The sequence below is a fragment of the Pseudomonas putida S13.1.2 genome (genome assembly GCF_000498395.2).
GTDB classification, from domain to species: domain Bacteria; phylum Pseudomonadota; class Gammaproteobacteria; order Pseudomonadales; family Pseudomonadaceae; genus Aquipseudomonas; species Aquipseudomonas putida_Q.
Map to the genome: position 1 here is coordinate 4,305,847 of NZ_CP010979.1, position 23,882 is coordinate 4,329,728.

Consider the following 23,882-nt stretch of genomic DNA (forward strand, 5'->3'; position numbering starts at 1 on the left):
CATGACTTTATGGACTTTGCTGGCTGAGCAGCCGGCGTACTTCCTCACCCTGGCCACGGTGCTCGGCTTGCTGGTGGGCAGCTTTCTCAACGTGCTGGTGTATCGCCTGCCGATCATGCTGGAGCGCCAGTGGCAGCGTGAGGCGCAAGAAGTATTAGGGCTGCCGCTTGCGCAACACGAACGGTTCGACCTGTGCCTGCCGGCATCCCGCTGCCCGCACTGCGCGCATCAGATTCGCGCCTGGGAGAACATTCCGGTGCTCAGCTACCTGGCGTTGCGCGGGCGGTGCTCAGCCTGCAAAGCCCGTATCAGCCCGCGCTACCCACTGGTGGAGGTGGCCAGCGCGCTGCTGTCGCTGGTGGTGGCCTGGCGTTTTGGCGCTTCGGCCGAAGCCTTGCTGGCATTGCCGCTCACCTGGTGCCTGCTGGCCCTGAGCCTGATCGATGCGGACCACCAGCTGTTGCCGGATGTGCTGGTGCTGCCGATGCTGTGGCTTGGGCTGATCGTGAACGCCTTTGGCCTCTATGTGCCACTGGCCGACGCGTTGTGGGGCGCGGTGGCCGGGTACCTCAGCCTGTGGACGGTGTACTGGGTGTTCAAGCTGGTCACCGGCAAGGAAGGCATGGGCTATGGCGACTTCAAGCTGATGGCGCTGATCGGGGCCTGGGGCGGTTGGCAGGTGTTGCCGTTGACGCTGCTGCTGTCGTCGGTGGTGGGGGCGCTGGTTGGCCTGTGCCTGCTGCGTTTGCGCCGGCATGCGATGGGCACGGCGATACCGTTTGGCCCTTATCTGGCGATTGCGGGGTGGATTGCTGTGCTCTGGGGTGATGAAATGTACGCCTCATACATGCAACTGCTTGGATACTGATGGCCACTGCAGCCTTTACCCCCTGGATTCTCGGCCTGACCGGCGGCATTGGTAGTGGCAAGAGCGCCGCTGCCGAGCGTTTTGTCGAGCTTGGCGTGCACCTGGTCGACGCCGACCAGGCGGCGCGCTGGGTTGTCGAACCTGGCCGCCCGGCCCTGGCCAGCATCGTCGAGCGCTTCGGCCCAGGTGTGCTGCAAGCTGACGGCCAGCTTGATCGCGCCGCCCTGCGCCAGCTGATCTTCGCCGACCCGGCGCAGCGCAAATGGCTGGAGCAACTGCTGCACCCGCTGATCGGGCAGGAGATTTTCAGCTACCTGGCCAAGGCGCAGTCGCCGTATGCGGTGTATGTGTCGCCGCTGCTGATCGAATCGGGGCAGTACCAAAAGACCCAGCGCGTGCTGGTGATCGATGCGCCGCAGGAGCTGCAAATAGCCCGCACCCTGGCGCGGGACAACACCAGTGCCGAACAGGTGCAGGCGATTCTGCAGGCCCAGCTGGCCCGTGACGAACGCCTGCGCCATGCCGATGATGTGGTGGTCAACGACGGCGACCTGGCCGAGCTGCATGAGCAGATTGACCACCTGCACCACTTTTACCTGACTTTGAAAGGAGGCCAGCCATGAGCCAGCCGTTGACCGTCGATTGCCCTACTTGTGGCGCACCTGTGGAATGGGCCGAAAAAAGCGCGTTCCGGCCGTTTTGTTCGGACCGTTGCAAACTGATCGACCTGGGGGCCTGGGCAGCCGAGGAGCACAAGATTGCGGGGTCGGAAGAGTCCGAAGATGAGCTGTATTCTGGGGACCTGGAGCCGCGGCACTGAGCTGATTACAAGGTGGCTGCGCCGGCCCTTTCGCGGGTGAACCCGCTCCCACAAATATAGCGTGTGCCCGAAACGTGCGCGGTACCTGTGGGAGCGGGCAAGCCCGCGAAGCAGGCGGCGCAGTGGATGGCACGGGCTTCGCCCGTGTTCGCGGGCATGCCCGCTCCCACAGGTATGGCGCAGGGGTTGGAGGCGATGCGCCAGGTTTTAGAGGTGATGGCAGAGCCGCCGCATGATCACCGCTCATCTTCCTTCCAGGGCGCCTGCAGATACCGTGTGCGGTTGAAGGTTTCCAGCCAATCCGGGCAAAACACCACCAGTGCACTGATTACCATGCCGTTGATGAACGCCTCGGGGAACATCATCAGCCACAGGTAGCCGACAAAGTCGCTTAGCCACTCCGGCAGGGCAAAACGCCCGTCGAGCCACAACAACCCCAGCGCCGCAGGCACGCAAACCAGCACGGTGAGCGCTGCCGGGAAGAACCCCGAACAGAAGATATAAACGAACAGGTTTCGCGGCTGGGCACGCTCGACCACTATCGCGCACACCTCGGTAATCAGCACCGACAAGCCAATCAGCAACAAGCCATTCACCCCCAGCGCCGCCAGGTCCTGGCGCCCTAGCGCCAGCAAACCAAGCTGGGCCAGGAACCCGCCCAGCACCGCCAGCGGCCAGTCCAGCAACAGGGTGACCGCCGTCATGCCAATAAAGTGGTACGACACCCCGGTATCAAAATCGCGCCTCACCAGCCACAGCGCGAACAGGCAGAACACCGTGCCAAACAGCAAATGCTGGCGGCGCCGGTCGGTGAACAGTTCAACCCAGCGAACCCGGCTTACCGCCCAGATCAGCAACGGCACAAAACCCAGCCAGCCAAGGCTTAGCGTGGTGCCGGACAACACCTGCGCGCTGATCACCTGATCAATACCCCTTGCAGCCTTGTGGATAAGATGAGTCTACACCCATTCTCCCTTTCCTTCGGCAGCGGTGGGTTGGCGCCCTCATTCCATACAGCAAGCATCGGTCATGCCGGAAGAAATCGGGCGCACCTGTGCAAGCGTTGCCGGTACTGCGCTGATTCCCACGCTTAAACAGCATCTTACCGTCATCGATTAGCGGCTAAGCTTGTCTGCATGGATGACTCAGACTACCTGCGCCTGCTTACCATCCAGGCCGAACAAGCCAATGCCTTTCTCTCCAACGCCCGCAAGTGGGAGCGGGAGCGTTGGGTGTGCCAGCGACTGTTGCAGGGGTTGAACATCCCCTACCGCAGCGAAGACTTCACCCCGGCCGGGCAAGAGCCGCCCGATGTGCTGTTCCGCGACGCGGCCTTCGAGGTGTTTTTCGTGCTCGACGAAGGGCGTCGGCTGAACGATGAGTGGCGCGAAGAACTACAGCGCCGGCGCAGTGCGTTTTCACTGGCACAGCTGGTGCGCCGTGAAGCACGGCCGCGGCGCATCAGTGCCACCGAGCTGCTGGCGCGCCTGGCGCCGACCTTGCGCAAGAAAGCGCACAACTACCGGGAACGCGGGCTGGAGCTGAACGAGCTGGACATCATCGCCTTCGCCAGCCTCAAGCGCGAAGTGCTCGACCTCAACACCCACTTCCCGCCGCCCACCGAATACCTGCGCCAGGGCTGGCGCTCGTTGTCGCTGGTGGGGCCGACGTTTGCCCGGGTGCTGTTCGCCCACCCCGATGCGCCAGACTTCCTGCGCGGCAACCTGGGCCGCAGCATTGTCTTCGACGTGGGCATCAGTCTTTGATCCAGTGCAGCGAGTGTTTGCGATGGCGTACACTCGGCGCCAGGGATAGAAAGCATTATCATTTGTTTCAAGCGCCTGCGCGAACGCTGTAGCGTTTGCGCAGTCACAAACGTCTACCTGACGAGGCCCACCATGACCAGCCGCCTGAACCCGGAAGATCAGCGTCGTGTCGATGAGTATCTGCGAGCCCCCAGCACCAAGTCGAGCGCAGGCCATTCCGGCCGTGGCTGCTCCTTGTACTGGTGGTGGCCGTGACCATCGGGTTGGGTCTCATCAGCCGCCTGCTGAGTGGACTGGTGCTATGAGCTGCTTCGCGCTCGCCCTCCCCTCGTGCAGTTTGCGGCCGGCCCCCAGGGCCACGAATTCCGTAAACCTTATGAGATATCCCCATGACTCATCGCATCGTGATTGTCGGCGGCGGCGCCGGCGGCCTGGAACTGGCGACCCGCCTGGGTAAAAGCCTGGGCAAGCGCAAGCAGGCCGAAATCACCCTGGTCGACGCCAACCTCACGCATATCTGGAAGCCACTGCTGCACGAAGTGGCCGCCGGCTCACTGAACTCCTCGGAAGACGAACTGAACTACGTGGCCCAGGCCAAGTGGAACCACTTCAACTTCCAGCTGGGGCGCATGAGCGGCCTGGACCGTGAGGGCAAGCAGATTCAACTGGCTGCCACCCTCGATGATGAGGGCCGCGAGCTGCTGCCTGCGCGCACCCTGGGCTACGACACCCTGGTCATTGCCGTGGGTTCCAATACCAACGACTTCGGCACCTTGGGGGCGGCGCAGCACTGCCTGTTCCTCGACACGCGCAAGCAGGCCGAGCGTTTCCACCAGCAATTGCTCAACCACTACCTGCGCGCCCACGCCGGCGACGTGGCCAGCGAGCAGATCAGCGTAGCCATCGTCGGCGCCGGTGCCACCGGTGTGGAACTGGCGGCCGAGCTGCACCACGCCGCCCACGAGCTGGCGGCCTATGGCCTGGACCGCATCCAGCCCAAGGACATGCACATCACCCTCATCGAGGCAGGCCCGCGGGTGCTGCCTGCGCTGCCAGAGCGCATCAGCGTGCCAGTGCACAAGACCCTGGAAAAGCTCGGGGTGAAGGTGTTGACCAACGCTGCGGTCAGTGAAGTGACCGAGGACGGCCTGAAGACCAAGGATGGCGAAGTGATCCAGGCCAGCTTGAAAGTGTGGGCGGCCGGTATCCGTGCGCCTGGCTTCCTGAAGGAGATCGATGGCCTGGAAACCAACCGCATCAACCAGCTGGTGGTGCGCCCTACCCTGCAGACCACCCGCGACGACAACATCTTCGCCTTCGGTGACTGCGCTGCCTGCCCGCAACCGGGTAGCGACCGCAACGTGCCGCCACGGGCCCAGGCGGCGCACCAGCAGGCTTCGATGCTGGCGCAGAGCCTGAAGGCGCGGCTGGAGAACAAGACGCTGCCGACCTACGAGTACAAAGACTACGGCTCGCTGGTGTCGCTGTCGCGCTTCTCGGCGGTGGGCAACCTGATGGGTAACCTGATGGGCAGCGTGAAGCTGGAAGGCTGGCTGGCGCGGATGTTCTACGTGTCGCTGTACCGCATGCACCAGATGGCGTTGTACGGGTTCTTCCGCACGGCGCTGATGATGCTGGGTAGCAAGATTGGCCGGGGTACCGAGCCACGCCTGAAGCTGCACTGACAGGCACCCGCTCCTGCAGGCAATGCACTGACCTGTAGGAGCAGCCTTGTGCTGCGAAGAGGCCATTACCAGCAGAGAAAATCTTTTGCCGTACCGGCCCTTTCGCAGCACAAGGCTGCTTCCACAAGGGCCCGTGTTGCGGTAAGAGGTGGGATAAATTTGAGGCAAAAGAAAAAGGGCATCTCTTTCGAGATGCCCTTTATTCATGGTGGGTCGTGTAGGATTCGAACCTACGACCAATTGGTTAAAAGCCAACTGCTCTACCAACTGAGCTAACGACCCAAAAATGGTCGGGGTGAGGGGATTCGAACTCCTGACATCCTGCTCCCAAAGCAGGCGCGCTACCGGACTGCGCTACACCCCGGGTCTTTCAAAAAAAAGGGCATCTCTTGGAGATGCCCTTCTTTACATGGTGGGTCGTGTAGGATTCGAACCTACGACCAATTGGTTAAAAGCCAACTGCTCTACCAACTGAGCTAACGACCCGGAAAATGGTCGGGGTGAGGGGATTCGAACTCCTGACATCCTGCTCCCAAAGCAGGCGCGCTACCGGACTGCGCTACACCCCGAGATGGCTCCGCGACCTGGACTCGAACCAGGGACCCAATGATTAACAGTCATTTGCTCTACCGACTGAGCTATCGCGGAACTGAACTTCGGTACAACTTACCGATTTGCTACTCCGAAGACTGTGTTCGCTTCGGACTCTTTAGCTTCTTAGCTTACGCTTTGTCGCTGCTGAGGCCGGCTATTCTACATTCTTCGTTTTGCTTGTCAACCACTTTTTTTCATTCAACTTACTGATTTGTAAGTTGTTTTGCGGTCACCGGTGTTGCTGGTGATTCGCTTAGTGCCTGACAACGCGGCGTATATTAGGGTCACTCGAATTTTGATGCAAGCAAAAATTTCAAAAATTTCAGCAAGTTACCCTGAATTCCCCGAAAGCCCCGGTTTTACTGGGCTGTGCCGGCCTCTTCGCGGGTAAACCCGCCGCCACAGGGGCCCGACAGCGCCTGTGAGAAAGCAAAAAAAAGCCCCGCAAAAGCGGGGCTCATGGTGAAACACATTACCCAAAGACGATTTCGTCGCCTTCCACCGTGGCGGTAATCGACGTACCCGGCACAAACTGGCCAGCCAAAATCAGCTGCGCCAGCGGGTTTTCGATCCAGCGCTGGATAGCCCGCTTCAGCGGCCGTGCGCCGTACACAGGGTCGTAACCCACGGCAATCAGCTTGTCCAACGCCTCCGGGCTCAGGCTCAGCGACAGTTCGCGCTCCAGCAGACGGCTGCGCAGGCGGCCGAGCTGGATCTCGGTAATGCCGGCGATCTGCTCGCGGCCCAGTGGCTCGAACACCACCACTTCGTCGATACGGTTGATGAACTCCGGACGGAAATGCGCGCCCACTGCATCCATCACCGCCGCACGCTGTGCCTCGCGGTCGCCTACCAGTTCCTGGATCTGCGCCGAGCCCAGGTTGGAGGTCATCACGATCACGGTGTTGCGGAAGTCCACGGTACGCCCGTGGCTGTCGGTCAGGCGGCCGTCTTCCAGCACCTGCAGCAGCACGTTGAACACATCCGGGTGGGCTTTCTCCACCTCATCCAGCAGCACCACCGAGTATGGCTTGCGCCGTACGGCCTCGGTCAGGTAACCGCCCTCTTCATAACCTACATACCCTGGTGGTGCACCGATCAGGCGAGCCACGGAGTGTTTCTCCATGAACTCGGACATGTCGATGCGCACCATCGCCTCTTCGGTGTCGAACAGGAACTCGGCCAGCGCCTTGCACAGCTCGGTCTTGCCCACACCGGTGGGGCCGAGGAACAGGAACGAACCGCTTGGCCGGCTCGGGTCGGACAGCCCGGCACGCGAGCGGCGCACGGCGTTGGCCACAGCTGTAACCGCCTCGTTCTGGCCGATCACGCGCTGGTGCAGCAGCGCTTCCATTTTCAGCAGCTTCTCGCGCTCGCCTTCCAGCATCTTGGACACCGGGATGCCGGTCCACTTCGACACCACTTCGGCAATTTCTTCCTCGGTTACCTTGTTGCGCAGCAACTGGTTCTCGGTCTTGCCGTGCTGGTCGACCATCTGCAGGCTGCGCTCCAGGTCGGGGATTACCCCGTACTGCAGCTCGGCCATGCGGCTCAGGTCGCCTTTGCGACGGGCGGCTTCCAGTTCCTGGCGGGCCTGCTCGATCTTTTGCTGGATCTGCGCAGAGCCCTGCACTTCGGCCTTTTCCGATGCCCAGATTTCTTCCAGGTCGGAATATTCACGCTCCAACCGCTCGATTTCTTCGGTCAGCTTCTCGAGGCGTTTTTTCGCCGCTTCGTCTTCTTCCTTCTTCAGCGCCTGCGATTCCACCTTCAACTGGATCAGGCGGCGATCAAGGCGGTCGAGCACTTCCGGCTTGGAGTCGATCTCCATGCGGATGCGGCTGGCCGCTTCGTCGATCAGGTCAATCGCCTTGTCCGGCAGCTGGCGGTCAGTGATGTAGCGGTGGCTGAGCTTGGCGGCTGCGATAATGGCACCGTCGGTGATGGCCACCTTGTGGTGCACTTCATAGCGCTCTTTCAGGCCACGCAGGATCGCGATGGTGTCTTCCTCGCTCGGCTCCTCTACCAGCACCTTCTGGAAGCGGCGCTCCAGGGCGGCGTCCTTCTCGATGTACTGGCGGTACTCGTTCAGCGTGGTGGCGCCGACGCAGTGCAGTTCGCCGCGCGCCAAGGCTGGCTTGAGCATATTGCCGGCGTCCATGGCGCCTTCGCCTTTACCGGCGCCGACCATGGTGTGCAGTTCATCGATGAACAGGATGATCTGGCCTTCCTGCTTGGACAGCTCGTTCAGCAGCGATTTGAGGCGCTCTTCGAACTCGCCGCGGTACTTGGCACCGGCAATCAGCGCGCCCATGTCCAGCGCCAGCAGGCGCTTGCCCTTGAGGCCGTCAGGCACTTCACCATTGATGATGCGCTGGGCCAGGCCTTCGGCGATGGCGGTTTTACCCACGCCAGGCTCACCGATCAGCACCGGGTTGTTTTTGGTACGGCGTTGCAGCACCTGCACGGTACGGCGGATTTCGTCGTCACGGCCAATCACCGGGTCCAGCTTGCCTTCTTCGGCACGCTTGGTGAGGTCGACGGTGTACTTGTCCAGCGCCTGGCGCGACTCTTCGGCGTTCGGGTCATTCACTGCCGCGCCGCCACGCAGGTTGTTGATGGCGTTTTCCAGGGCCTTCTTGCTCACGCCCTGGCTCAGCAGCAGCTTGCCGAGCTTGCTGTTCTCGTCCATGGCGGCCAGCAGCACCAGTTCGCTGGAAATGAACTGGTCGCCCTTCTGCTGGGCCAGGCGGTCGGCCTGGTTAAGCAGGCGCGCCAGGTCTTGCGACATGTTCACGTCGCCGGTTGGGTTCTGGATTTTCGGTAGCTGGTCGAGCTCTTTCACCAGCGCTTGGCGCAGGTTGTTGATGTCGAAGCCAACCTGCATCAGCAGCGGCTTGATCGAACCGCCCTGCTGTTCAAGCAGTGCCTGCATCAGGTGCACGGGCTCGATGGCTGGGTGGTCCATGCCAACGGCCAGGGATTGAGCATCGGATATTGCTAATTGCAGCTTGCTGGTCAAACGGTCTATTCGCATGATGTACCTTCCTTTAAAGGGCAGGTCGGAGCGATGGACAGCGCCTGTTTATAAAGAAACCTGCCTGAGATGACCTTATAGATAAGGCTGATTCTGGAAGATTCAAGCGTAGCGGGGTTGACCGAAGTCAACCTGTTGGATTAACGGAGGCCATTCGCGGGCATGCCCGCTCCCACAGGTACACCAACAGTTTCAAAAGGTGTGGATTCTCTGTGGGAGCGGGCGAGGCCGCGAAGAGGCCAGTACAGGCTAGCGGGGTTGCAGCCACACCAGGGATGCGAAGCGCCCACCCTGCGGGGTACGGCGGTAGGAGAAGAACCGCGCATCACTGACCGTGCACAAGCCACCGCCATAAACAGCAGTCACCCCACAGGCAGCCAGGCGAATACGCGCCAGCTCATAGATATCCGCCATCAGCTTGCCCGGCCGTTCGCCGTCGACAAATGCCCGAGCGGCTTGCGGGTGCACGGCGGTGAAGGCATCACGCACTTCCAGCCCCACTTCGAACGCTTGCGGGCCAATGGCCGGCCCCAACCACACCAGCACTTCTTCAGGCGGCAGTGCCAGGCGGTCCAAGGTGGCTTCCAGCACGCCGCCAGCCAACCCGCGCCAGCCCGCATGCGCCGCCGCCACGCGAGTACCGGCCCGGTCGCAGAACAGCGCAGGCAGGCAATCGGCGGTCATCACGGTGCAGGCAAGGCCAGGCTGGTCGGTCCAGCTGGCGTCGGCCTCGGCCACCACGGCCGGGTCGGCATCCGCCACCACCAGCCCATGCACCTGCTTGAGCCAGGCCGGCTGGATGGCGAACGTGTCGCTAAGGCGGCGGCGGTTCTCGGCAACTGCAGCAGGGTCATCCCCTACGTGGTCGCCAAGGTTGAAGGTTTCGTAGGGCGACAGGCTGACGCCGCCCTGACGGGTGGTGACACAGGCGCGAACCGAGGCCGGGGCAGGCCAGTCGGGAAACAGCAGCGACTGCGTCAGGCCACTCATCCGATAAAGCTCTCGCGGTCTTCGCTCAGCAGCGACAGCAACCAGAGGAAGTCATCGGGCAGTGGCGACTCCCACTTCATGATTTCACCGGTAATCGGGTGAGCCAACGCCAGGAAGCGTGCATGCAGCGCCTGGCGCGGGAAGGTTTTCACGGCCTCGACCATGGTCGGGCTGGCAGCCGGTGGAATGCGGAAGCGCCCACCGTACGTCTGGTCGCCGACCAGCGGGAAGCCAACGTGGGCCATGTGCACACGAATCTGGTGGGTACGGCCGGTTTCCAGCTTTACCCGCACGTGGGTGTGCGAGCGGAAGCGCTTGAGCACGCGGTAGTGGCTGACCGCCGGCTTGCCGCCGTCGGTGACTGCCATGCGCTGGCGCATACCGCCGTGGCGGCCGATCGGGGCATCGATCTTGCCACCGGAAGTTACCACGCCGATCACGATGCATTCATATATGCGGCTGACCTTGCGCGCCTGCATCTGCTCGACCAGCCTGGTCTGCGCCTGCAAGGTCTTGGCCACCACCATCAGGCCGGTGGTGTCTTTATCCAGCCGGTGAACGATACCGGCGCGCGGTACGTTGACGATGTCTGGCACGTGGTGCAGCAACGCATTGAGCAGCGTACCACTGGCATGACCGGCGGCCGGGTGCACAACCAGCCCGGCAGGCTTGTTGATTACCATGATATGGTCGTCTTCGTAGACGATATCCAGTTCGATATCTTCTGCGATCCACTCGCCCTGGGCCTCTTGTTCGGCCTGCAGTGCCAGCAGCGAGCCACCATAGACGGTGTCTCGAGGGCGCACAACGGCGCCATCGACCGTCAGGCGGCCCTCTTTGATCCACGAAGTAAGCCGCGAACGCGAGTACTCAGCGAACAATTGGGCGGCGACCTGGTCGAGGCGTTGGCCGCCCAGTTCGGACGGTACCTCTGCGCTAAGTTGAATGATCTCGGACATGCTCGATTCGGCGGGCGCACAGCCTTTGGTTTCGGCTGCGAGCTTGTGGTTAAATACGGCTTCTTTTGTCCCGGGGTTGGCCGGGGCGCTCATCATAACAGGACGGCACCGCCCAAGACAGCGGCCGTCAAAGGGACGCAAGCCGCCATGCAAGTGAAACACCTGCTGCTGATCGCCATCCTCGGGCTTACCGCGGCCTGTTCCTCTAATAAAGAGGTCATTGACGAGAACCTCAGCGAAGCCGAGCTGTACCAGCAGGCGCAAGCTGACCTGGACAACTCCAGCTACACCAGCGCCGTGAACAAGCTCAAGGCCCTGGAATCGCGCTACCCGTTCGGCCGCTATGCCGACCAGGCGCAGCTCGAGCTGATCTACGCCAACTACAAGAACTCCGAGCCCGAGGCTGCCAAGTCGGCCGCCGAGCGCTTCATCCGTCTGCACCCGCAGCACCCGAACGTCGACTACGCCTACTACCTCAAAGGCCTGACCTCGTTCGACCAGGACCGTGGCCTGCTGGCGCGTTTCCTGCCGCTGGACATGACCAAGCGTGACCCGGGTGCCGCCCGCGACTCGTACAACGAGTTCGCCCAGCTGACCAGCCGCTTCCCCAACAGCCGCTACTCGCCCGACGCCAAGCAGCGCATGATCTACCTGCGCAACCTTCTGGCTTCGTATGAAATTCACGTGGCCGACTACTACCTGAGCCGCCAGGCTTATGTGGCCGCCGCCAACCGTGGCCGCTACGTGGTAGAAAACTTCCAGGAAACCCCATCGGTCGGCGACGGCCTGGCGGTAATGGTCGAGTCGTACCAGAAGATGCACCTGGACGAGCTGGCCGCCACCAGCCTGGAAACCCTCAAGCTCAACTACCCTGACCACCCGAGCCTGGTCGATGGCGAGTTCCAGCCCAAGCAGACCGAGTCTGACGGGCGCGGCTGGCTGTCCAAGGCCACCCTGGGCCTGATCGAAACCGATACCCCGCTGCCGCCGGGCGAAACCCGCGCCAACCAGGACGTGGTCAAGCAGTTCCAGGACGCGCGTGACGAGATGCCGCAAGAGCTGCTGCCGAAAGACGAAAACGGCGATCCGATCGTGCCGGAAGGCCCGAAACAAGCCGAAAATGACCGCTCCTGGTTCAGCTACATGACCTTTGGTCTGTTCGACTGACCCACAGCGGTACATGAAAGGGAGGCCTTGGGCCTCCCTTTTTTATTGGCCGCGCCCTAGACTGTCAGCTTCTTCAACCGACAAGCTGGACACCATGGTTCGCCTACTTTTCTGGATCGCCCTGATCGCCGCCGCGTTCTGGCTGTGGCGCAAGTTCAAAGTCAGCCAACAGTCGCACCCCGAGGCGAAGCTGGATGCGCCACTGCAGATGGTGCGCTGCGCCCATTGCGGCGTGCACCTGCCCAACGACCGGGCGCTGCAGCAGGGCAAAGAGTGGTATTGCAGCCAGGCGCACCTGCAACAAGGCCCAGGCCGACAAAACTGAATACAAAACCTTTGTAGGGGCGGCCTTGCCGGGGCGCTCCTACAAGGGATCGCGTAACTTCAGGCCAACCGCGTTGCTGGCGCATACGGCGCCGGGTCGATGATCGGCTCGGCCCCGGTCAGCAAGTCGGTAAACAGTTGGCACGAAGCTGGCGCCAGCACCAGCCCGTTGCGGTAATGCCCGCAGTTCAGCCACAGCCCCTTGTGCCCCGGCACGGGCCCGATGTAGGGGATGCCTTCTGGCGACCCCGGTCGCAGCCCGGCCCAGTGCCCCACCACGGTGGCCCCTTCGAGCCCTGGCAGCAATTCCACCGCCGAAGCCTTCAGACTCTCCAGTGCATCAGGGGTCGGGGTTTTGTCATACCCGGCATGCTCGAGCGTACTACCCACCAGAATGTGCCCATCCCGCCGCGGGATCGCATAGCGCCCCTTGGCCAGCACCATGCTCGGTAAAAAGTCCTCGGCGCACTTGAACAGGATCATCTGGCCCTTCACCGGCTCTACCGGCAGCTCAAGGCCCAAGGTACGCAACAGGTCGCCACTCCAAGCCCCGGCACTGAGCACCACCTCATCCGCCGCCAGCACGCCTTCAGCGGTCTGCACGCCGGTCACGCGCCCGCCCTGCTGAACGAAACCCGTGATCTGGCAATTTTCGCGCAAGGTGACGTTGGGCAGCGCCAGCAGCGCCGCCTTCAGCGACTTCACCAGGCGCGGGTTGCGCACGTTGGCTACACCGGCCATGTAGATGGCGCGCTTGAAACCCGGGCCCAGCACCGGCACCGCGTCGTAGGCCGCCGAGATATCCACGGCACTGAGCGGCCGCTGCTCACGTTCCGCCCAGGCCAGCGCTTCGGCTTCGTCATCCAGGTCGAGCCAGTACAAGCCCGTGGTGTGCACTTCGGGGTCGATACCGGTACTGGCGAACAAACGCTCGCCCAGCTGTGGATAAAAGTCCTGCGACCAGTGCGCCAGGGCGGTCACGGCCGGGCTGTAGCGCCACGGGTACAGCGGCGAAACGATGCCCCCACCGGCCCACGACGACTCACGCCCCACCTCACCCTGGTCACACACCACCACCTGCCCGACCTTGGCCGCCAGGTTGAACGCCGTCAGCAGGCCGATCACCCCGCCGCCGACCACCACTACTTGCTTGCTCATCTGTCGATCCAACACCTGAAGTAAAACCGCGATGCACCGGGCATCATTCAACCTTCAGCTCCCCCAGCAGTGCTCGCTGCCGCCAACGGCACCCGGATTGCGCTGCACGCCGGCGTGGTCCAGCTGGAAGTCGCCACAGCCATCCTGCGCCATCAGCCCATGCGGCAGCCGCCGTGCTCGCAGCGTGAAGGTGTCGCTGTCGCGCTGGGCCTGCAGGCTGTAATAGCGTGTACCGTCGGGCAAGGCCGGGTCGCCCTCGGCATATTGGCCGGTGCGCACGCGGTGGCGCTCCAGGCGCAAGGCAGCATCATGCAGCAGGCCAACCACTTCGCTGCGTGCGGCTCGCCGAAGCTGGTCGCTGTAACTGGGGTAGGCAATGGCTGCCAGAATGCCGGTCACGGCCAGCACAATCAACAACTCGATCAGGCTCAAGCCTTGCTGCATGTCAGTCTCCTCTCAGTCTTTGCCGCCAGGTGATGCGCCGGGTTGTGTCGCCGGCCACGGCGTAGACGGCTTCCAGCACGTGGCGTGACTGGGTTTGCTTGCTGACGGCAGTTATGCGGAACAGGGTGACCAGTTGCTCGTCTGGCATGTGCGCAGCGCGAGTGCTCGTGCCCAGGTTCTGTATATGGAAGTAACCGTTGTGGGTGCCCTGCCACTGCCCTGCCAGATCGTGCGGTCGGGCTGGTGGCAGGCACGCGCCACAAGGGTCAGGAGGTGCCCGCTCAAGTTCGTGTTTGCCTGCCTGCAACGCAGCCTCGGCCTCTTCGAACGCTTGCAGACCATCGCTCAGGTATCCCGTCATTCGCGTTTCCGCCAAGGCGTCGCGCAGGGCAGATGCTGCAAGCAGACCCAGCAGCATGCTCAGGACCAGGGCCAACAGAAGAACCACACCACGCTGGCGGCTCATGAAGCGGGTACCGGGTTGCGGAGTGCCACGCTCAGCGAGTGATGCTGCTCAAGCTGCAAGCTGGGTTCATACAATGTGAGTTGAAGATCGACCCGCTCCCCAGGTACATACCCCACTCGCAGCTCCCGTACATGATCGACCAGTGGCTGATTAATGTCGCCCCGCTTGAAGAAAAGCGTGGTGCCGCTGTGCACATAGTGGTGACGACTGACGGGCACAGCCATCAGTTTTTCATTGCCTTGTACTCGATGCTTATGAACCCTCACTTCGTTGGTACAGTTCGTTACCACCGTCCACTCCGGGTCGCCCGCATACCCTGGCAGCTCGGCGACAACCAGGCTCAGGCTTGACGTATCGGCCTGCAGTGGCCGGACAAAGGCAGGCTGCGCAGCCAAGTCCAGGAAGTCGCCAGGTTTGAGGCGCATACAGCCGAACATTCCGGCCATACGCACGTCCTGCGCCATGCGCAACAACGCCTGCCGCGCCTCATCATTCATGCGCACCGCGGTACTTTGCAGGCGCCAGGCCTGGTGAGCCGATGTAAAGACCTGACTAACCGCCGCCAGTAAGATCAAGCCGATACCCAGCGCCAGCATCAACTCAAGCAAGCCAAAACCACTTTGGGCGCGCCTCATCGACGCCCCCGTTCAAGCTCACTGTGCGCCGCCATTGCCCCCTGCCCGTCGCGGTGTGCGCTGGTCACAGCCTGCAATGCCTGCAGTTGCAGCCCCGCCGCTGCAAATAGACCTGCGGCCACTATCACCAGAGCCAATAACACTTCCAGGAGCGTCATGCCCCGTTGTCTTGCGTGCATCCCTGCACCTCCTGCGACTTTTCCTGCAATAGCCCTGAACCTGGCCGACTAGACCGCTTGGCCAGCGAACGTGAAGCTATAGCCAAGCACTTCCAGGGAGGAATGCACGGTGAAGCAACGAGGGGTAACACTGATACAAATGTTGTCGGCCTTGGCCGTGGCTGTCTTGCTGACACAGCTCGGCGTGCCGGCCTACGCCAGGATGAGCGACGACCTACACCGGGCAGCCGCTGCCCGTGATTTGGCACAGGCACTGCGCAGCGCACGCAGCCACGCCATGCTGCAAAGCCAACCGGTGCTGGTGCAGGCGCTGGACGGTAACTGGGGGAAGGGTTGGCGGGTGGTGCTGGAGCATAACCAGCAGCTGCTGCGCGAGCAGCGCCTTTCGAGGCCGCTCAAGATTACGAGCAATCGCGGGGAGCAGTTCAAGTTCAGTGCACTGGGCGTTCCAATGACGCTGAACAACAGCTGGTTGGGAACAACCCTGGAAGTGTGCGAACGCTCATCTGCCAGCAGCCGATATCAAGTGGTGCTGGCATCGACCGGGAGAGTCAGATTGCTTGCAGAGGACCGAAACAATACTCGCTGTGCAAGTACATAGCCTTGAGCCGACCTTGCCGGCCCTATCGCCGGCAAGCCAGCTCCCACAGGGATATCACTGCCTTCAAGGCTTGTGCAGTACCTGTGGGAGCTGGCTTGCCGGCGATGAGGCCAGTACAGGCTTCAGTCAGATCAGCGAGCGAACCCGCAGCTCTTTGGGCATCGAGAAGGTGATGTTCTCTTCACGCCCGTCCAGCTCTTCAGCGCCGGTAGCGCCCCAGGCCTTGAGCTGCTCGATCACGCCACGTACCAGCACTTCAGGGGCCGAAGCACCCGCAGTGATGCCAATACGCGCCGACTGTTCAAACCAGCCCTGTTGCATGTCCTCGGCACCGTCGATCAGGTAGGCCGGGGTGCCCATGCGCTCGGCCAGCTCACGCAGGCGGTTTGAGTTGGAGCTGTTCGGGCTGCCGACTACCAGCACCACGTCGCACTCGCCCGCCAGTTGCTTGACGGCGTCCTGGCGGTTCTGGGTGGCGTAGCAGATGTCGTCCTTGCGCGGGCCACCGATGTTAGGGAAGCGCGCACGCAGGGCGTCGATGACGCGGCTGGTGTCGTCCATCGACAACGTGGTCTGGGTCACGAAAGCCAGGTGGTCGGGGTCGCGCACCTGCAGCCTGGCTACATCATCTTCGTCTTCGACGAGGTAGATGGAACCACCGTTGCTGGCGTCGTACTGGCCCATGGTGCCTTCGACTTCCGGGTGCCCTTCGTGGCCGATGAGGATGCACTCACGGCCGTCGCGGCTGTACTTGGCCACCTCGATGTGCACCTTGGTCACCAGCGGGCAGGTGGCATCGAACACTTTCAGGCCACGGCCAGCTGCTTCCTGGCGCACGGCCTGGGAAACACCGTGGGCACTGAAGATGACGATGACATCGTCCGGCACCTGGTCCAGCTCTTCGACGAAGATGGCACCGCGGTTGCGCAGGTCTTCTACCACGAACTTGTTGTGCACCACTTCGTGACGCACATAGATCGGCGGGCCGAAGACTTCCAGCGCGCGGTTGACGATCTCGATCGCCCGGTCGACCCCCGCGCAGAAGCCGCGAGGGTTGGCGAGTTTGATTTGCATGCTCGGCTCCAGGCTTACAGGGCCTTCACCTCGAGGATCTCCACCTCGAAGGTCAGGGTCTTGCCAGCCAGTGGGTGATTGAAGTCGATGGTCACCTGGTCGTCATCGAACGCTTTGACCACACCCGGCAGCTCGGCGTTGGCGGCATCGTTGAAGATGATCAGCAGCCCGTCGGACAATTCCATGCCTTCGAAGTTGGACCGTGGCATGACCTGCACGTTCTGCGGGTTGGGCTGGCCGAAGGCGTTCTCCGGGGCCACCACCACTGTACGCTTGTCACCGGCCTTGAAGCCGAACAGCGCGCTTTCGAAGCCCGGCAACAGGTTGCCATCGCCAACCTTGAAGGTGGCCGGGGCTTTGTCGAACGTGCTGTCTACGGTGTCGCCGTTTTCCAGGTGCAGCGCGAAGTGCAGGGTGACTTCGGTGTTCTGGCCGATACGGGTGTCAGTCATGGACCGGATCCTCGGACTTCTTGCTCTTGAACATATCCAGCGCCAGCATCACCGCACCAACGGTGATGGCGCTGTCGGCCACGTTGAAGGCCGGGAAGTAATGGCGGTTCTGCCAGTGCACCAGGATGAAGTCGACCACATGGCCCAGCACGACGCGGTCGTACAGGTTGCCAATGGCGCCACCCAGCACCAGCGCCAGCGCCACGGCCAGCCAGGTCTCGTTGCGCCCCAGGCGCTTGAGCCACACCACCAGTACGGCACTGACCACCACGGCGATCAGGGCGAACAGCCAGCGCTGCCAGCCGGCACCATCAGCGAGGAAGCTGAAAGCGGCACCGGTGTTGTAGGCCAAGGTCCAGCTGAAGTAGTCAGGGATGACGACTATCTGCTGGTACATGGTCAGGGCGTTGTTGAAATACAGCTTGGTGGCCTGGTCGAGGACCAGCACCAGCAAGCTCAGCCAAAGCCATGCAAGGCGCCCGAAGCGCCCCACTGCCGGGTTAGGCATAGTGACGCACCTCGCCCGAGCCGGTCAGGTTGTCGACGCAACGGCTGCAGATTTCCGGGTGCTCCGGGTGGCTGCCGACGTCGGCGCGGAAGTGCCAGCAACGGCCGCACTTGGCATGGCCGGACTTGACCACTTTCAGCTTGAGGCCTTCGACTTCGGTGGCCACGGCGTCCGCCGGTGCCTGCACGAACGGCACCACGCTGGCGGCCGAGGTGATCAGCACGAAGCGCAGCTCGTCGCCCAGCTTGCCCAGGTCGGCGCTCAGGCCTTCGTCGGCGTACAGAGTGACTTCGGCCTGCAGGTTGCCGCCGATGACCTTGGCGGTACGCTGGTTTTCCAGCTCCTTGTTGACCGATGCTTTCACCGCCATTACGCGATCCCAGTAGGCGCGGTCCAGCTCGGTGCCTTCTGGCAGCTCGCTCAGGCCCTGGTACCAGCCGTTGAGCATCACCGACTCGTTGCGCTCGCCCGGCAGGTACTGCCAGATTTCGTCAGCGGTGAACGCCAGAATCGGCGCAATCCAGCGCACCAGCGCTTCGCTGATGTGGTACAGCGCGGTCTGGCAGGAACGGCGGGCGACACTGTTGGCGCCGGTGGTGTACTGGCGGTCCTTGATGATGTCGAGGTAGAAGCCGCCCAGCTCCTGCACGCAGAAGTTGTGCACCTTGGAGTAGACGTTCCAGAAACGGTACTCGCTGTAGTGCTCTTCCAGCTCGCGTTGCAGCAGCAGGGTACGGTCCACGGCCCAGCGGTCCAGTGCCAGCATGTCTTGCGGGGCCAGCAGGTCGCGGGCCGGGTCGAAACCGGACAGGTTGGACAGCAGGAAGCGCGCGGTATTGCGGATACGGCGGTAGGCGTCGGCGCTACGCTGCAGGATCTGCTCGGAAACCGCCATTTCACCGGAATAGTCGGTGGCCGAAACCCACAGGCGCAGGATGTCGGCACCCAGGGTGTTGTTGACCTTCTCCGGTTCGATGGTGTTACCCAGCGACTTGGACATCTTGCGGCCGTTCTCGTCCACGGTGAAGCCGTGGGTCAGCAGTTCGCGGTACGGCGCGTGGTTGTCGATGGCGCAACCGGTGAGCAACGACGAGTGGAACCAGCCACGGTGCTGGTCGGAGCCTTCCAGGTACAGGTCGGCAACCGGGCCGGTGGCGTGGCCGATGTCGTGCGAGCCGCGCAGCACGTGCCAGTGGGTGGTGCCGGAGTCGAACCACACGTCCAGGGTATCGGTGATCTTGTCGTACTGGCCGGCTTCGTCACCCAGCAGTTCGACGGCATCCAGCTTGAACCAGGCTTCGATACCTTCCTGTTCGACGCGCTTGGCCACAGCCTCCATCAGTTCGACGGTACGTGGGTGCAGCTCGCCGGTCTGCTTGTGCAGGAAGAACGGGATCGGCACACCCCAGTTGCGCTGACGCGAGATGCACCAGTCCGGGCGGTTGGCGATCATCGAGTGCAGGCGCGCCTGGCCCCAGGCCGGCACGAACTTGGTCTCTTCGATGGCCTTGAGCGCGCGCTCACGCAGCGGCTCGCCAGTGCTTGGCTGCTTGTCCATGCCCACGAACCACTGCGCGGTGGCGCGGTAGATCAGTGGGGTCTTGTGGCGCCAGCAGTGCATGTAGCTGTGGCTGATGGTTTCGGTGTGCATCAGCGCACCGACTTCGCTCAGCTTCTCGACGATGGCCGGGTTGGCCTTCCAGATGAACTGGCCGCCGAAGAACTCCAGCGACTCGACGTACACGCCGTTACTCTGCACCGGCGTGAGGATGTCGTCGTTGACCATGCCGTAGCGCTTGCAGGTGACGAAGTCGTCTTCACCGTAGGCAGGCGCGGAGTGAACCACACCGGTACCGGCGCCCAGCTCGACGTAGTCGGCCAGGTAGACGGGCGACAGGCGGTCGTAGAACGGATGGCGGAAGTTGATCAGCTCCAGCGCCGAACCCTGGGCAGTGGCGATGACCGCGCCTTCCAGGTTGTAACGCTTGAGGCACGACTCGACCAGCTCTTCGGCCAGCACCAGCAGACGCTCGCCGGTATCGACCAGGGCGTACTTGAACTCCGGGTGGATGTTCAGCGCCTGGTTGGCGGGGATGGTCCACGCGGTGGTGGTCCAGATTACGATGGCGGCTGGCTTGGCCAGCGCGTCCAGCCCGAAGGCGGCAGCCAGCTTGGCCTCGTCGGCAACCGGGAAGGCCACGTCGATGGTCTGGGATTTCTTGTCGGCGTACTCGACTTCCGCTTCAGCCAGGGCCGAACCGCAATCGAAGCACCAGTTCACAGGCTTGAGGCCCTTGAACACGAAGCCTTGCTTGACCATCTCGGCCAGGGCACGGATTTCGCCGGCCTCGTTGGCGAAGTTCATGGTCTTGTACGGGTTGTCCCAGTCACCCAGCACACCCAGGCGAATGAACTCGGTCTTCTGCCCTTCGATCTGCTCGGCGGCGTACTCGCGGCACAGCTCGCGGGTGCGGTCGGCAGACAGGTGCTTGCCGTGGGTCACCTCGACCTTGTGTTCGATCGGCAGGCCATGGCAGTCCCAGCCCGGGACATACGGCGCATCGTAGCCGGCCAGGGTCTTGGAGCGGACGATCATGTCCTTGAGGATCTTGTTCAGCGCATGACCGATGTGAATCTTGCCGTTGGCATAGGGCGGGCCGTCGTGCAGGACGAACTTGGGACGATCCTTGCCAATCTCGCGCAGCTTCTGGTACAGGCCAATGCTGTCCCAGCGCTGCAGGATCTGCGGTTCGCGCTGAGGCAGGCCGGCCTTCATGGGGAAGGCGGTGTCCGGAAGGTTAAGCGTGGCTTTGTAGTCGGTCATTTCAGGCTCTTCGTTAGCGGTTGAGCGTGCCAATGTGCACGTGCGGCGGCGATATCCGCATCGATCGCCGACTTCAGCGCCTCCAGGGAGGCGAATCGCTGCTCTTCACGCAGCTTGTGGTGGAACTCCACCGTCAGACGCCGGCCATACAGGTCGCCGGCATAATCCAGAAGATGAATCTCCAGGTGCGGGCGCCCATCACCGGCAACGGTGGGACGCACGCCAATATTGCCCACACCCGGCCAGGCCTTGCCGTCGATTTCGATGCTGGCCAGGTAGACCCCGGACAGCGGCACGCGGCGGCGCTTGAGCTGGATGTTGGCGGTAGGTGTGCCGAGCTGGCGGGCCAGCTTCTGGCCATGCAGCACGCGGCCGGTGATGCTGTACGGGCGGCCCAGCAGGTGCTCGGCCAGCTCGAAATTGGCTTCGGACAAGGCCTTGCGCACTTCGGTGCTGCTGACCCGCAGGCCGTCCTGGATCACCGTGTTGGCGGCCTCGACGGTGAAGCCGTACTGTTTGCCGGCCTCGATCAGGAAGGCGAAGTCGCCGGCGCGGTCGCAGCCAAAGCGGAAGTCATCACCCACTTCGAGGTGGCGCACGCCCAGGCCGTCGACCAGGATGGCCTTGACGAAGGCATCGGCGCTGAGCTTGCTCAAGCGCTGGTTGAACGCCAGGCACAGCACCCGGTCAATGTCCTCGGCGGCCAGCAGTTCGACCTTGTCGCGCAGGCGGGCCAGGCGCGCCGGCGCGGTATCAGGGGCGAAGTACTCGCGTGGTTGCGGTTCGAAGATCACCACGCAGGTCGGCAGGCCCAAGGCCTGACCGCGCTCGCGCAGGCGCGCCAGGATTGCCTGGTGGCCGCGGTGAACCCCGTCGAAGTTGCCAATGGTGGCGACACAGCCCCGGTGCTCGGGGCGCAGGTTGTGAAGACCTCGAACCAGCTGCATAACGCGCTTCTTGCTCATAAAGTGGCCGATTATAACCACACCCGGGCGCCGGTGACAGGCAGCAACGCCCAAGGGCGGCGTGGAATGCGAAAAACCGACGCCTGACCCGCCTGAAGCCTCAGTGCAGGGCCTTGCGGGCGAAATGCCGGGGCCGGAAGCCGCACAGGTACAGGCAGCCGAAATACGTCACGACGCCTGCCAGGATAAGTGCGCCAAGCCGCATGAAGCGCTCAAGCATGATGCCCTGCTCCCAGGCCGGCATATAGTGCATGCCCGCCAACAATACCGCCGACATCAGCACCACTGCCAAGACAAGCTTGAGCAGGAACATTGCCCAACCTGGCTGTGGCTCGAACAACTGCTGGCTGCGCAGCTTCCAGAACAGCAAGCCGGCATTCAGGCAGGCACCGAGGCTGATCGCCAATGCCAGGCCGGCGTGCGCAAGCGGGCCGACCAGGGCGAGGTTGAACAGCTGGGTGCAGACCAGGGTGAAAATCGCGATCTTCACCGGTGTGCGGATATTCTGCTGCGCATAAAAGCCGGGTGCCAGTACCTTGACCAGAATGATCGCCAGCAAGCCTACGGAATAGGCCACCAGCGCCCGCTGGGTCATGGCTGCATCGAACGCACTGAACTTGCCATATTGAAAGAGCGCAACGGTCAGCGGCTCGGCAAGAATGGCCAACGCCAGGGTGCACGGCAGCACCAGCAGGAAGCACAGGCGCAGGCCCCAGTCGAGGATCCGCGAGTACTCCTCGCGGTCCTTGTTGGCGTAGGTCTTGGCCAGGGTCGGCAACAGGATGGTGCCCAGGGCCACGCCCAGCACCCCTGACGGCAGCTCCATGAGGCGGTCGGCGTAATACATCCACGAGACCGAGCCGGCCACCAGGAAAGAGGCGAAGATGGTGTTGATGATCAGCGAGATCTGGCTCACCGATACCCCGAGAATCGCCGGCAACATCTGCTTCAATACCCGCCACACCCCCGCGTCCTTCAGGTTCAGACGCGGCAACACGAGCATGCCGATCCTCTTCAACGCGGGTAGCTGGTACAGCAACTGCGCCAGGCCACCCGCCAGCACGCCCCAGGCCAGGGCCATGATCGGTGGGTTGAAGTACGGCGTCAGCAGCACGGCGAAGGCGATCATCGCCACGTTCAGCAGGGTTGGGGTGAAGGCGGGTACCGAGAAACGGTTCCAGGTATTGAGGATTGCACCGGCCAGGGAGGACAGCGAGATCAGCAATATATAAGGGAAGGTCACCCGCAACAGCGCGGTGGTCAGCTCGTATTTTTCCGCATTGTCGACAAAACCCGGGGCTGTTGCCCACACCACCCACGGCGCCGCCAGGATGCCGATGGCAGTCACCAGGGCGAGGACCAGGGTCAGCAGGCCGCTGACGTAGGCAATGAAGGTGCGCGTCGCTTCCTCGCCCTGCTGGGTCTTGTATTCGGCCAGGATCGGCACAAAGGCCTGGGAAAACGCGCCCTCGGCGAAAATGCGCCGCAACAGGTTGGGCAATTTGAACGCGATGAAGAAGGCGTCAGTAGCGACGCCGGCACCAAAGATGCGAGCCAGGATGGTGTCACGCACGAAGCCCAGCACCCGGGAAATCATGGTGATCGAGCTTACTGCAGCCAGGGATTTGAGCAGGTTCATCGAAAAGATTCACGCCAAAGGCAGAGGACGCTGCCAGACAGCGTCCGAATGTGCGATACTCCCGCGCCTTCGCAGGGGAGCCAAAAATTCCCGAGTGTACAGGTCGCGCAGCAGAAAGGAATCTTTCCCTCTTGTTGGCGCACCGCTCGGCGGAACCTTGCAGGTGGCCTTGACAATCGATCTACTGATCGGCATGATTCGCGGCCTATTTTGTTTGCTATTTACCTAAAGTCTTTCGAGGAGCTCGACGGTGGCCAACACACCTTCCGCCAAGAAACGTGCAAAACAGGCTGAGAAGCGTCGCAGCCACAACGCCAGCCTGCGTTCCATGGTCCGCACCTACATCAAGAATGTAGTTAAAGCCATTGACGCAAAAGACGCCGACAAAGCGCAAGCCGCTTACGTTCTGGCTGTACCTGTAATCGACCGTATGGCCGACAAAGGTATCATCCACAAGAACAAAGCTGCTCGTCACAAAGGCCGTCTGAATGGCCACATCAAGGCGCTGAAAGAAGCTGCAGCTGCCTAAGCGACGCGCTATTCGAAAAACCGACCCTAGGGTCGGTTTTTTGTTGCCTGCGATTTAGACACCTGCGCCAACACGCTTTGTGTAGGAGCGGCCTTGTGTCGCGATCGGGCTGCACGGCAGCCCCAGCAATATCGGCATCGACGCTAATACCGAGGGGCCGCTGCGCAGCCCGATCGCGATACAAGGCCGCTCCTACAC

At 62.4% G+C, this 23,882-nt stretch carries 24 protein-coding genes, 5 tRNA genes and 1 pseudogene; 10 read left to right on the top strand and 20 right to left on the bottom strand.

Features of this window, described 5'->3' with window-relative positions; all coding sequences use genetic code 11:
* Nucleotide 1 precedes the first annotated feature (1 nt).
* The 3 genes from N805_RS19010 to yacG are packed head-to-tail and all read left to right on the top strand — an operon-like array spanning nt 2 to nt 1,688.
* A complete protein-coding gene (locus tag N805_RS19010; protein WP_019473262.1) occupies nt 2-868 on the top strand; it encodes a prepilin peptidase in 867 nt (288 codons plus the stop codon).
* Nucleotides 868-1,491: a dephospho-CoA kinase gene (gene coaE / locus N805_RS19015; RefSeq protein ID WP_019473261.1), complete on the top strand. Its 624-nt coding sequence runs from the start codon at nt 868-870 to the stop codon at nt 1,489-1,491. The genes N805_RS19010 and coaE overlap by 1 nt, the downstream gene beginning before the upstream one ends.
* The gene (yacG, locus tag N805_RS19020) at nt 1,488-1,688 is read left to right on the top strand and encodes a DNA gyrase inhibitor YacG (RefSeq protein ID WP_016501579.1); all 201 of its coding nucleotides are present in this window, start codon (nt 1,488-1,490) and stop codon (nt 1,686-1,688) included. Before coaE ends, yacG begins: the two co-directional genes overlap by 4 nt.
* 236 nt (nt 1,689-1,924) lie before the next feature.
* Here yacG and N805_RS19025 read toward each other — a convergent pair whose 3' ends face one another.
* Entirely contained in the window at nt 1,925-2,608 is a 684-nt protein-coding gene (locus N805_RS19025; protein WP_019473260.1) for an energy-coupling factor ABC transporter permease, read from the bottom strand.
* Between the two features lie 216 nt (nt 2,609-2,824).
* Between N805_RS19025 and N805_RS19030 the strand changes: the two genes are divergently transcribed.
* From N805_RS19030 to N805_RS19035, 3 genes and pseudogenes are all read left to right on the top strand, one after another.
* Nucleotides 2,825-3,454 carry a DUF1780 domain-containing protein gene (locus N805_RS19030; protein ID WP_019473259.1) on the top strand — a complete coding sequence of 210 codons (630 nt, stop codon included), beginning with the start codon at nt 2,825-2,827 and terminating at the stop codon, nt 3,452-3,454.
* A 132-nt stretch (nt 3,455-3,586) separates the two neighbouring features.
* Nucleotides 3,587-3,759, top strand: a pseudogene (locus tag N805_RS30095) (DUF3094 family protein).
* 84 nt (nt 3,760-3,843) lie between these two features.
* Nucleotides 3,844-5,139, top strand: coding sequence for an NAD(P)/FAD-dependent oxidoreductase (locus N805_RS19035; RefSeq protein WP_019473258.1), 1,296 nt, complete (start codon nt 3,844-3,846; stop codon nt 5,137-5,139).
* 206 nt (nt 5,140-5,345) lie between these two features.
* Here the strand turns inward: N805_RS19035 and N805_RS19040 are convergent.
* From N805_RS19040 to rluD, 8 genes are all read right to left on the bottom strand, one after another.
* Nucleotides 5,346-5,421: transfer RNA gene (locus tag N805_RS19040), tRNA-Lys, on the bottom strand.
* A gap of 5 nt (nt 5,422-5,426) precedes the next feature.
* Nucleotides 5,427-5,503, bottom strand: a tRNA-Pro gene (locus N805_RS19045).
* Nucleotides 5,504-5,549: 46 nt separating this feature from the next.
* Nucleotides 5,550-5,625 (bottom strand) — tRNA-Lys (locus N805_RS19050).
* A 6-nt stretch (nt 5,626-5,631) separates the two neighbouring features.
* Nucleotides 5,632-5,708: transfer RNA gene (locus N805_RS19055), tRNA-Pro, on the bottom strand.
* Between the two features lie 3 nt (nt 5,709-5,711).
* A tRNA-Asn gene (locus tag N805_RS19060) sits at nt 5,712-5,787 on the bottom strand.
* 418 nt (nt 5,788-6,205) lie between these two features.
* Nucleotides 6,206-8,770: an ATP-dependent chaperone ClpB gene (gene clpB, locus N805_RS19065; RefSeq protein WP_019473257.1), complete on the bottom strand. Its 2,565-nt coding sequence runs from the start codon at nt 8,768-8,770 to the stop codon at nt 6,206-6,208.
* Nucleotides 8,771-9,019: 249 nt separating this feature from the next.
* Nucleotides 9,020-9,760 (bottom strand): peptidoglycan editing factor PgeF, encoded by a 741-nt coding sequence (gene pgeF / locus N805_RS19070; protein WP_019473256.1) that lies wholly within the window; start codon nt 9,758-9,760, stop codon nt 9,020-9,022.
* Complete coding sequence (gene rluD / locus N805_RS19075) at nt 9,757-10,719, bottom strand: 23S rRNA pseudouridine(1911/1915/1917) synthase RluD (RefSeq protein WP_026034652.1); 963 nt, start codon at nt 10,717-10,719, stop codon at nt 9,757-9,759. The genes pgeF and rluD overlap by 4 nt, the downstream gene beginning before the upstream one ends.
* Nucleotides 10,720-10,866: 147 nt before the next feature.
* Between rluD and N805_RS19080 the strand changes: the two genes are divergently transcribed.
* Complete coding sequence (locus N805_RS19080; RefSeq protein ID WP_019473254.1) at nt 10,867-11,886, top strand: outer membrane protein assembly factor BamD; 1,020 nt, start codon at nt 10,867-10,869, stop codon at nt 11,884-11,886.
* A 94-nt stretch (nt 11,887-11,980) separates the two neighbouring features.
* Nucleotides 11,981-12,211 carry a PP0621 family protein gene (locus N805_RS19085; RefSeq protein ID WP_019473253.1) on the top strand — a complete coding sequence of 77 codons (231 nt, stop codon included), beginning with the start codon at nt 11,981-11,983 and terminating at the stop codon, nt 12,209-12,211.
* 59 nt (nt 12,212-12,270) lie between these two features.
* Here N805_RS19085 and thiO read toward each other — a convergent pair whose 3' ends face one another.
* From thiO to N805_RS19110, 5 genes are read right to left on the bottom strand one after another with little or no spacing between them, the layout of a single operon-like run.
* Entirely contained in the window at nt 12,271-13,368 is a 1,098-nt protein-coding gene (gene thiO, locus N805_RS19090) for a glycine oxidase ThiO (protein ID WP_019473252.1), read from the bottom strand.
* Between the two features lie 54 nt (nt 13,369-13,422).
* Nucleotides 13,423-13,812, bottom strand: a complete 390-nt coding sequence (locus N805_RS19095; RefSeq protein ID WP_019473251.1) for a type IV pilin protein — start codon at nt 13,810-13,812, stop codon at nt 13,423-13,425.
* A gap of 1 nt (nt 13,813) precedes the next feature.
* Nucleotides 13,814-14,278, bottom strand: a complete 465-nt coding sequence (locus N805_RS19100; protein ID WP_019473250.1) for a hypothetical protein — start codon at nt 14,276-14,278, stop codon at nt 13,814-13,816.
* The gene (locus N805_RS19105) at nt 14,275-14,913 is read right to left on the bottom strand and encodes a PilW family protein (protein ID WP_019473249.1); all 639 of its coding nucleotides are present in this window, start codon (nt 14,911-14,913) and stop codon (nt 14,275-14,277) included. The genes N805_RS19100 and N805_RS19105 overlap by 4 nt, the downstream gene beginning before the upstream one ends.
* Nucleotides 14,910-15,092: a prepilin-type N-terminal cleavage/methylation domain-containing protein gene (locus N805_RS19110; protein WP_019473248.1), complete on the bottom strand. Its 183-nt coding sequence runs from the start codon at nt 15,090-15,092 to the stop codon at nt 14,910-14,912. Before N805_RS19110 ends, N805_RS19105 begins: the two co-directional genes overlap by 4 nt.
* 109 nt (nt 15,093-15,201) lie before the next feature.
* Between N805_RS19110 and N805_RS19115 the strand changes: the two genes are divergently transcribed.
* The gene (locus N805_RS19115) at nt 15,202-15,693 is read left to right on the top strand and encodes a GspH/FimT family pseudopilin (protein WP_028614146.1); all 492 of its coding nucleotides are present in this window, start codon (nt 15,202-15,204) and stop codon (nt 15,691-15,693) included.
* 126 nt (nt 15,694-15,819) lie between these two features.
* Here N805_RS19115 and ispH read toward each other — a convergent pair whose 3' ends face one another.
* From ispH to murJ, 6 genes are all read right to left on the bottom strand, one after another.
* On the bottom strand, nt 15,820-16,767 hold the full coding sequence (gene ispH / locus N805_RS19120) for a 4-hydroxy-3-methylbut-2-enyl diphosphate reductase (protein WP_019473246.1): 948 nt from the start codon (nt 16,765-16,767) through the stop codon (nt 15,820-15,822).
* Between the two features lie 14 nt (nt 16,768-16,781).
* Complete coding sequence (fkpB, locus tag N805_RS19125; protein ID WP_019473245.1) at nt 16,782-17,219, bottom strand: FKBP-type peptidyl-prolyl cis-trans isomerase; 438 nt, start codon at nt 17,217-17,219, stop codon at nt 16,782-16,784.
* Nucleotides 17,212-17,727 carry a signal peptidase II gene (gene lspA, locus N805_RS19130; RefSeq protein WP_019473244.1) on the bottom strand — a complete coding sequence of 172 codons (516 nt, stop codon included), beginning with the start codon at nt 17,725-17,727 and terminating at the stop codon, nt 17,212-17,214. The genes fkpB and lspA overlap by 8 nt, the downstream gene beginning before the upstream one ends.
* On the bottom strand, nt 17,720-20,551 hold the full coding sequence (gene ileS / locus N805_RS19135; RefSeq protein WP_019473243.1) for an isoleucine--tRNA ligase: 2,832 nt from the start codon (nt 20,549-20,551) through the stop codon (nt 17,720-17,722). Before ileS ends, lspA begins: the two co-directional genes overlap by 8 nt.
* Nucleotides 20,548-21,498, bottom strand: coding sequence for a bifunctional riboflavin kinase/FAD synthetase (gene ribF, locus N805_RS19140; RefSeq protein ID WP_026034651.1), 951 nt, complete (start codon nt 21,496-21,498; stop codon nt 20,548-20,550). Before ribF ends, ileS begins: the two co-directional genes overlap by 4 nt.
* 118 nt (nt 21,499-21,616) lie before the next feature.
* Nucleotides 21,617-23,155, bottom strand: a complete 1,539-nt coding sequence (gene murJ, locus N805_RS19145) for a murein biosynthesis integral membrane protein MurJ (RefSeq protein ID WP_019473241.1) — start codon at nt 23,153-23,155, stop codon at nt 21,617-21,619.
* A gap of 250 nt (nt 23,156-23,405) precedes the next feature.
* Here murJ and rpsT point away from each other — a divergent pair, with 250 nt between their 5' ends.
* Nucleotides 23,406-23,684: a 30S ribosomal protein S20 gene (rpsT, locus tag N805_RS19150; protein ID WP_016484776.1), complete on the top strand. Its 279-nt coding sequence runs from the start codon at nt 23,406-23,408 to the stop codon at nt 23,682-23,684.
* The last annotated feature ends 198 nt before the right edge of the window (nt 23,685-23,882 follow it).

Coding starts and splice junctions, on each gene's coding strand:
- N805_RS19010 (WP_019473262.1), top strand. CDS start 2: ATGACTTTATGGACTTTGCTGGCTGAGCAGCCGGCGTACTTCCTCACC.
- coaE (WP_019473261.1), top strand. CDS start 868: ATGGCCACTGCAGCCTTTACCCCCTGGATTCTCGGCCTGACCGGCGGC.
- yacG (WP_016501579.1), top strand. CDS start 1,488: ATGAGCCAGCCGTTGACCGTCGATTGCCCTACTTGTGGCGCACCTGTG.
- N805_RS19030 (WP_019473259.1), top strand. CDS start 2,825: ATGGATGACTCAGACTACCTGCGCCTGCTTACCATCCAGGCCGAACAA.
- N805_RS19035 (WP_019473258.1), top strand. CDS start 3,844: ATGACTCATCGCATCGTGATTGTCGGCGGCGGCGCCGGCGGCCTGGAA.
- clpB (WP_019473257.1), bottom strand. CDS start 8,770: ATGCGAATAGACCGTTTGACCAGCAAGCTGCAATTAGCAATATCCGAT.
- pgeF (WP_019473256.1), bottom strand. CDS start 9,760: ATGAGTGGCCTGACGCAGTCGCTGCTGTTTCCCGACTGGCCTGCCCCG.
- rluD (WP_026034652.1), bottom strand. CDS start 10,719: ATGTCCGAGATCATTCAACTTAGCGCAGAGGTACCGTCCGAACTGGGC.
- N805_RS19080 (WP_019473254.1), top strand. CDS start 10,867: ATGCAAGTGAAACACCTGCTGCTGATCGCCATCCTCGGGCTTACCGCG.
- N805_RS19085 (WP_019473253.1), top strand. CDS start 11,981: ATGGTTCGCCTACTTTTCTGGATCGCCCTGATCGCCGCCGCGTTCTGG.
- thiO (WP_019473252.1), bottom strand. CDS start 13,368: ATGAGCAAGCAAGTAGTGGTGGTCGGCGGCGGGGTGATCGGCCTGCTG.
- N805_RS19095 (WP_019473251.1), bottom strand. CDS start 13,812: ATGCAGCAAGGCTTGAGCCTGATCGAGTTGTTGATTGTGCTGGCCGTG.
- N805_RS19100 (WP_019473250.1), bottom strand. CDS start 14,278: ATGAGCCGCCAGCGTGGTGTGGTTCTTCTGTTGGCCCTGGTCCTGAGC.
- N805_RS19105 (WP_019473249.1), bottom strand. CDS start 14,913: ATGAGGCGCGCCCAAAGTGGTTTTGGCTTGCTTGAGTTGATGCTGGCG.
- N805_RS19110 (WP_019473248.1), bottom strand. CDS start 15,092: ATGCACGCAAGACAACGGGGCATGACGCTCCTGGAAGTGTTATTGGCT.
- ispH (WP_019473246.1), bottom strand. CDS start 16,767: ATGCAAATCAAACTCGCCAACCCTCGCGGCTTCTGCGCGGGGGTCGAC.
- fkpB (WP_019473245.1), bottom strand. CDS start 17,219: ATGACTGACACCCGTATCGGCCAGAACACCGAAGTCACCCTGCACTTC.
- lspA (WP_019473244.1), bottom strand. CDS start 17,727: ATGCCTAACCCGGCAGTGGGGCGCTTCGGGCGCCTTGCATGGCTTTGG.
- ileS (WP_019473243.1), bottom strand. CDS start 20,551: ATGACCGACTACAAAGCCACGCTTAACCTTCCGGACACCGCCTTCCCC.
- ribF (WP_026034651.1), bottom strand. CDS start 21,498: ATGCAGCTGGTTCGAGGTCTTCACAACCTGCGCCCCGAGCACCGGGGC.
- murJ (WP_019473241.1), bottom strand. CDS start 23,155: ATGAACCTGCTCAAATCCCTGGCTGCAGTAAGCTCGATCACCATGATT.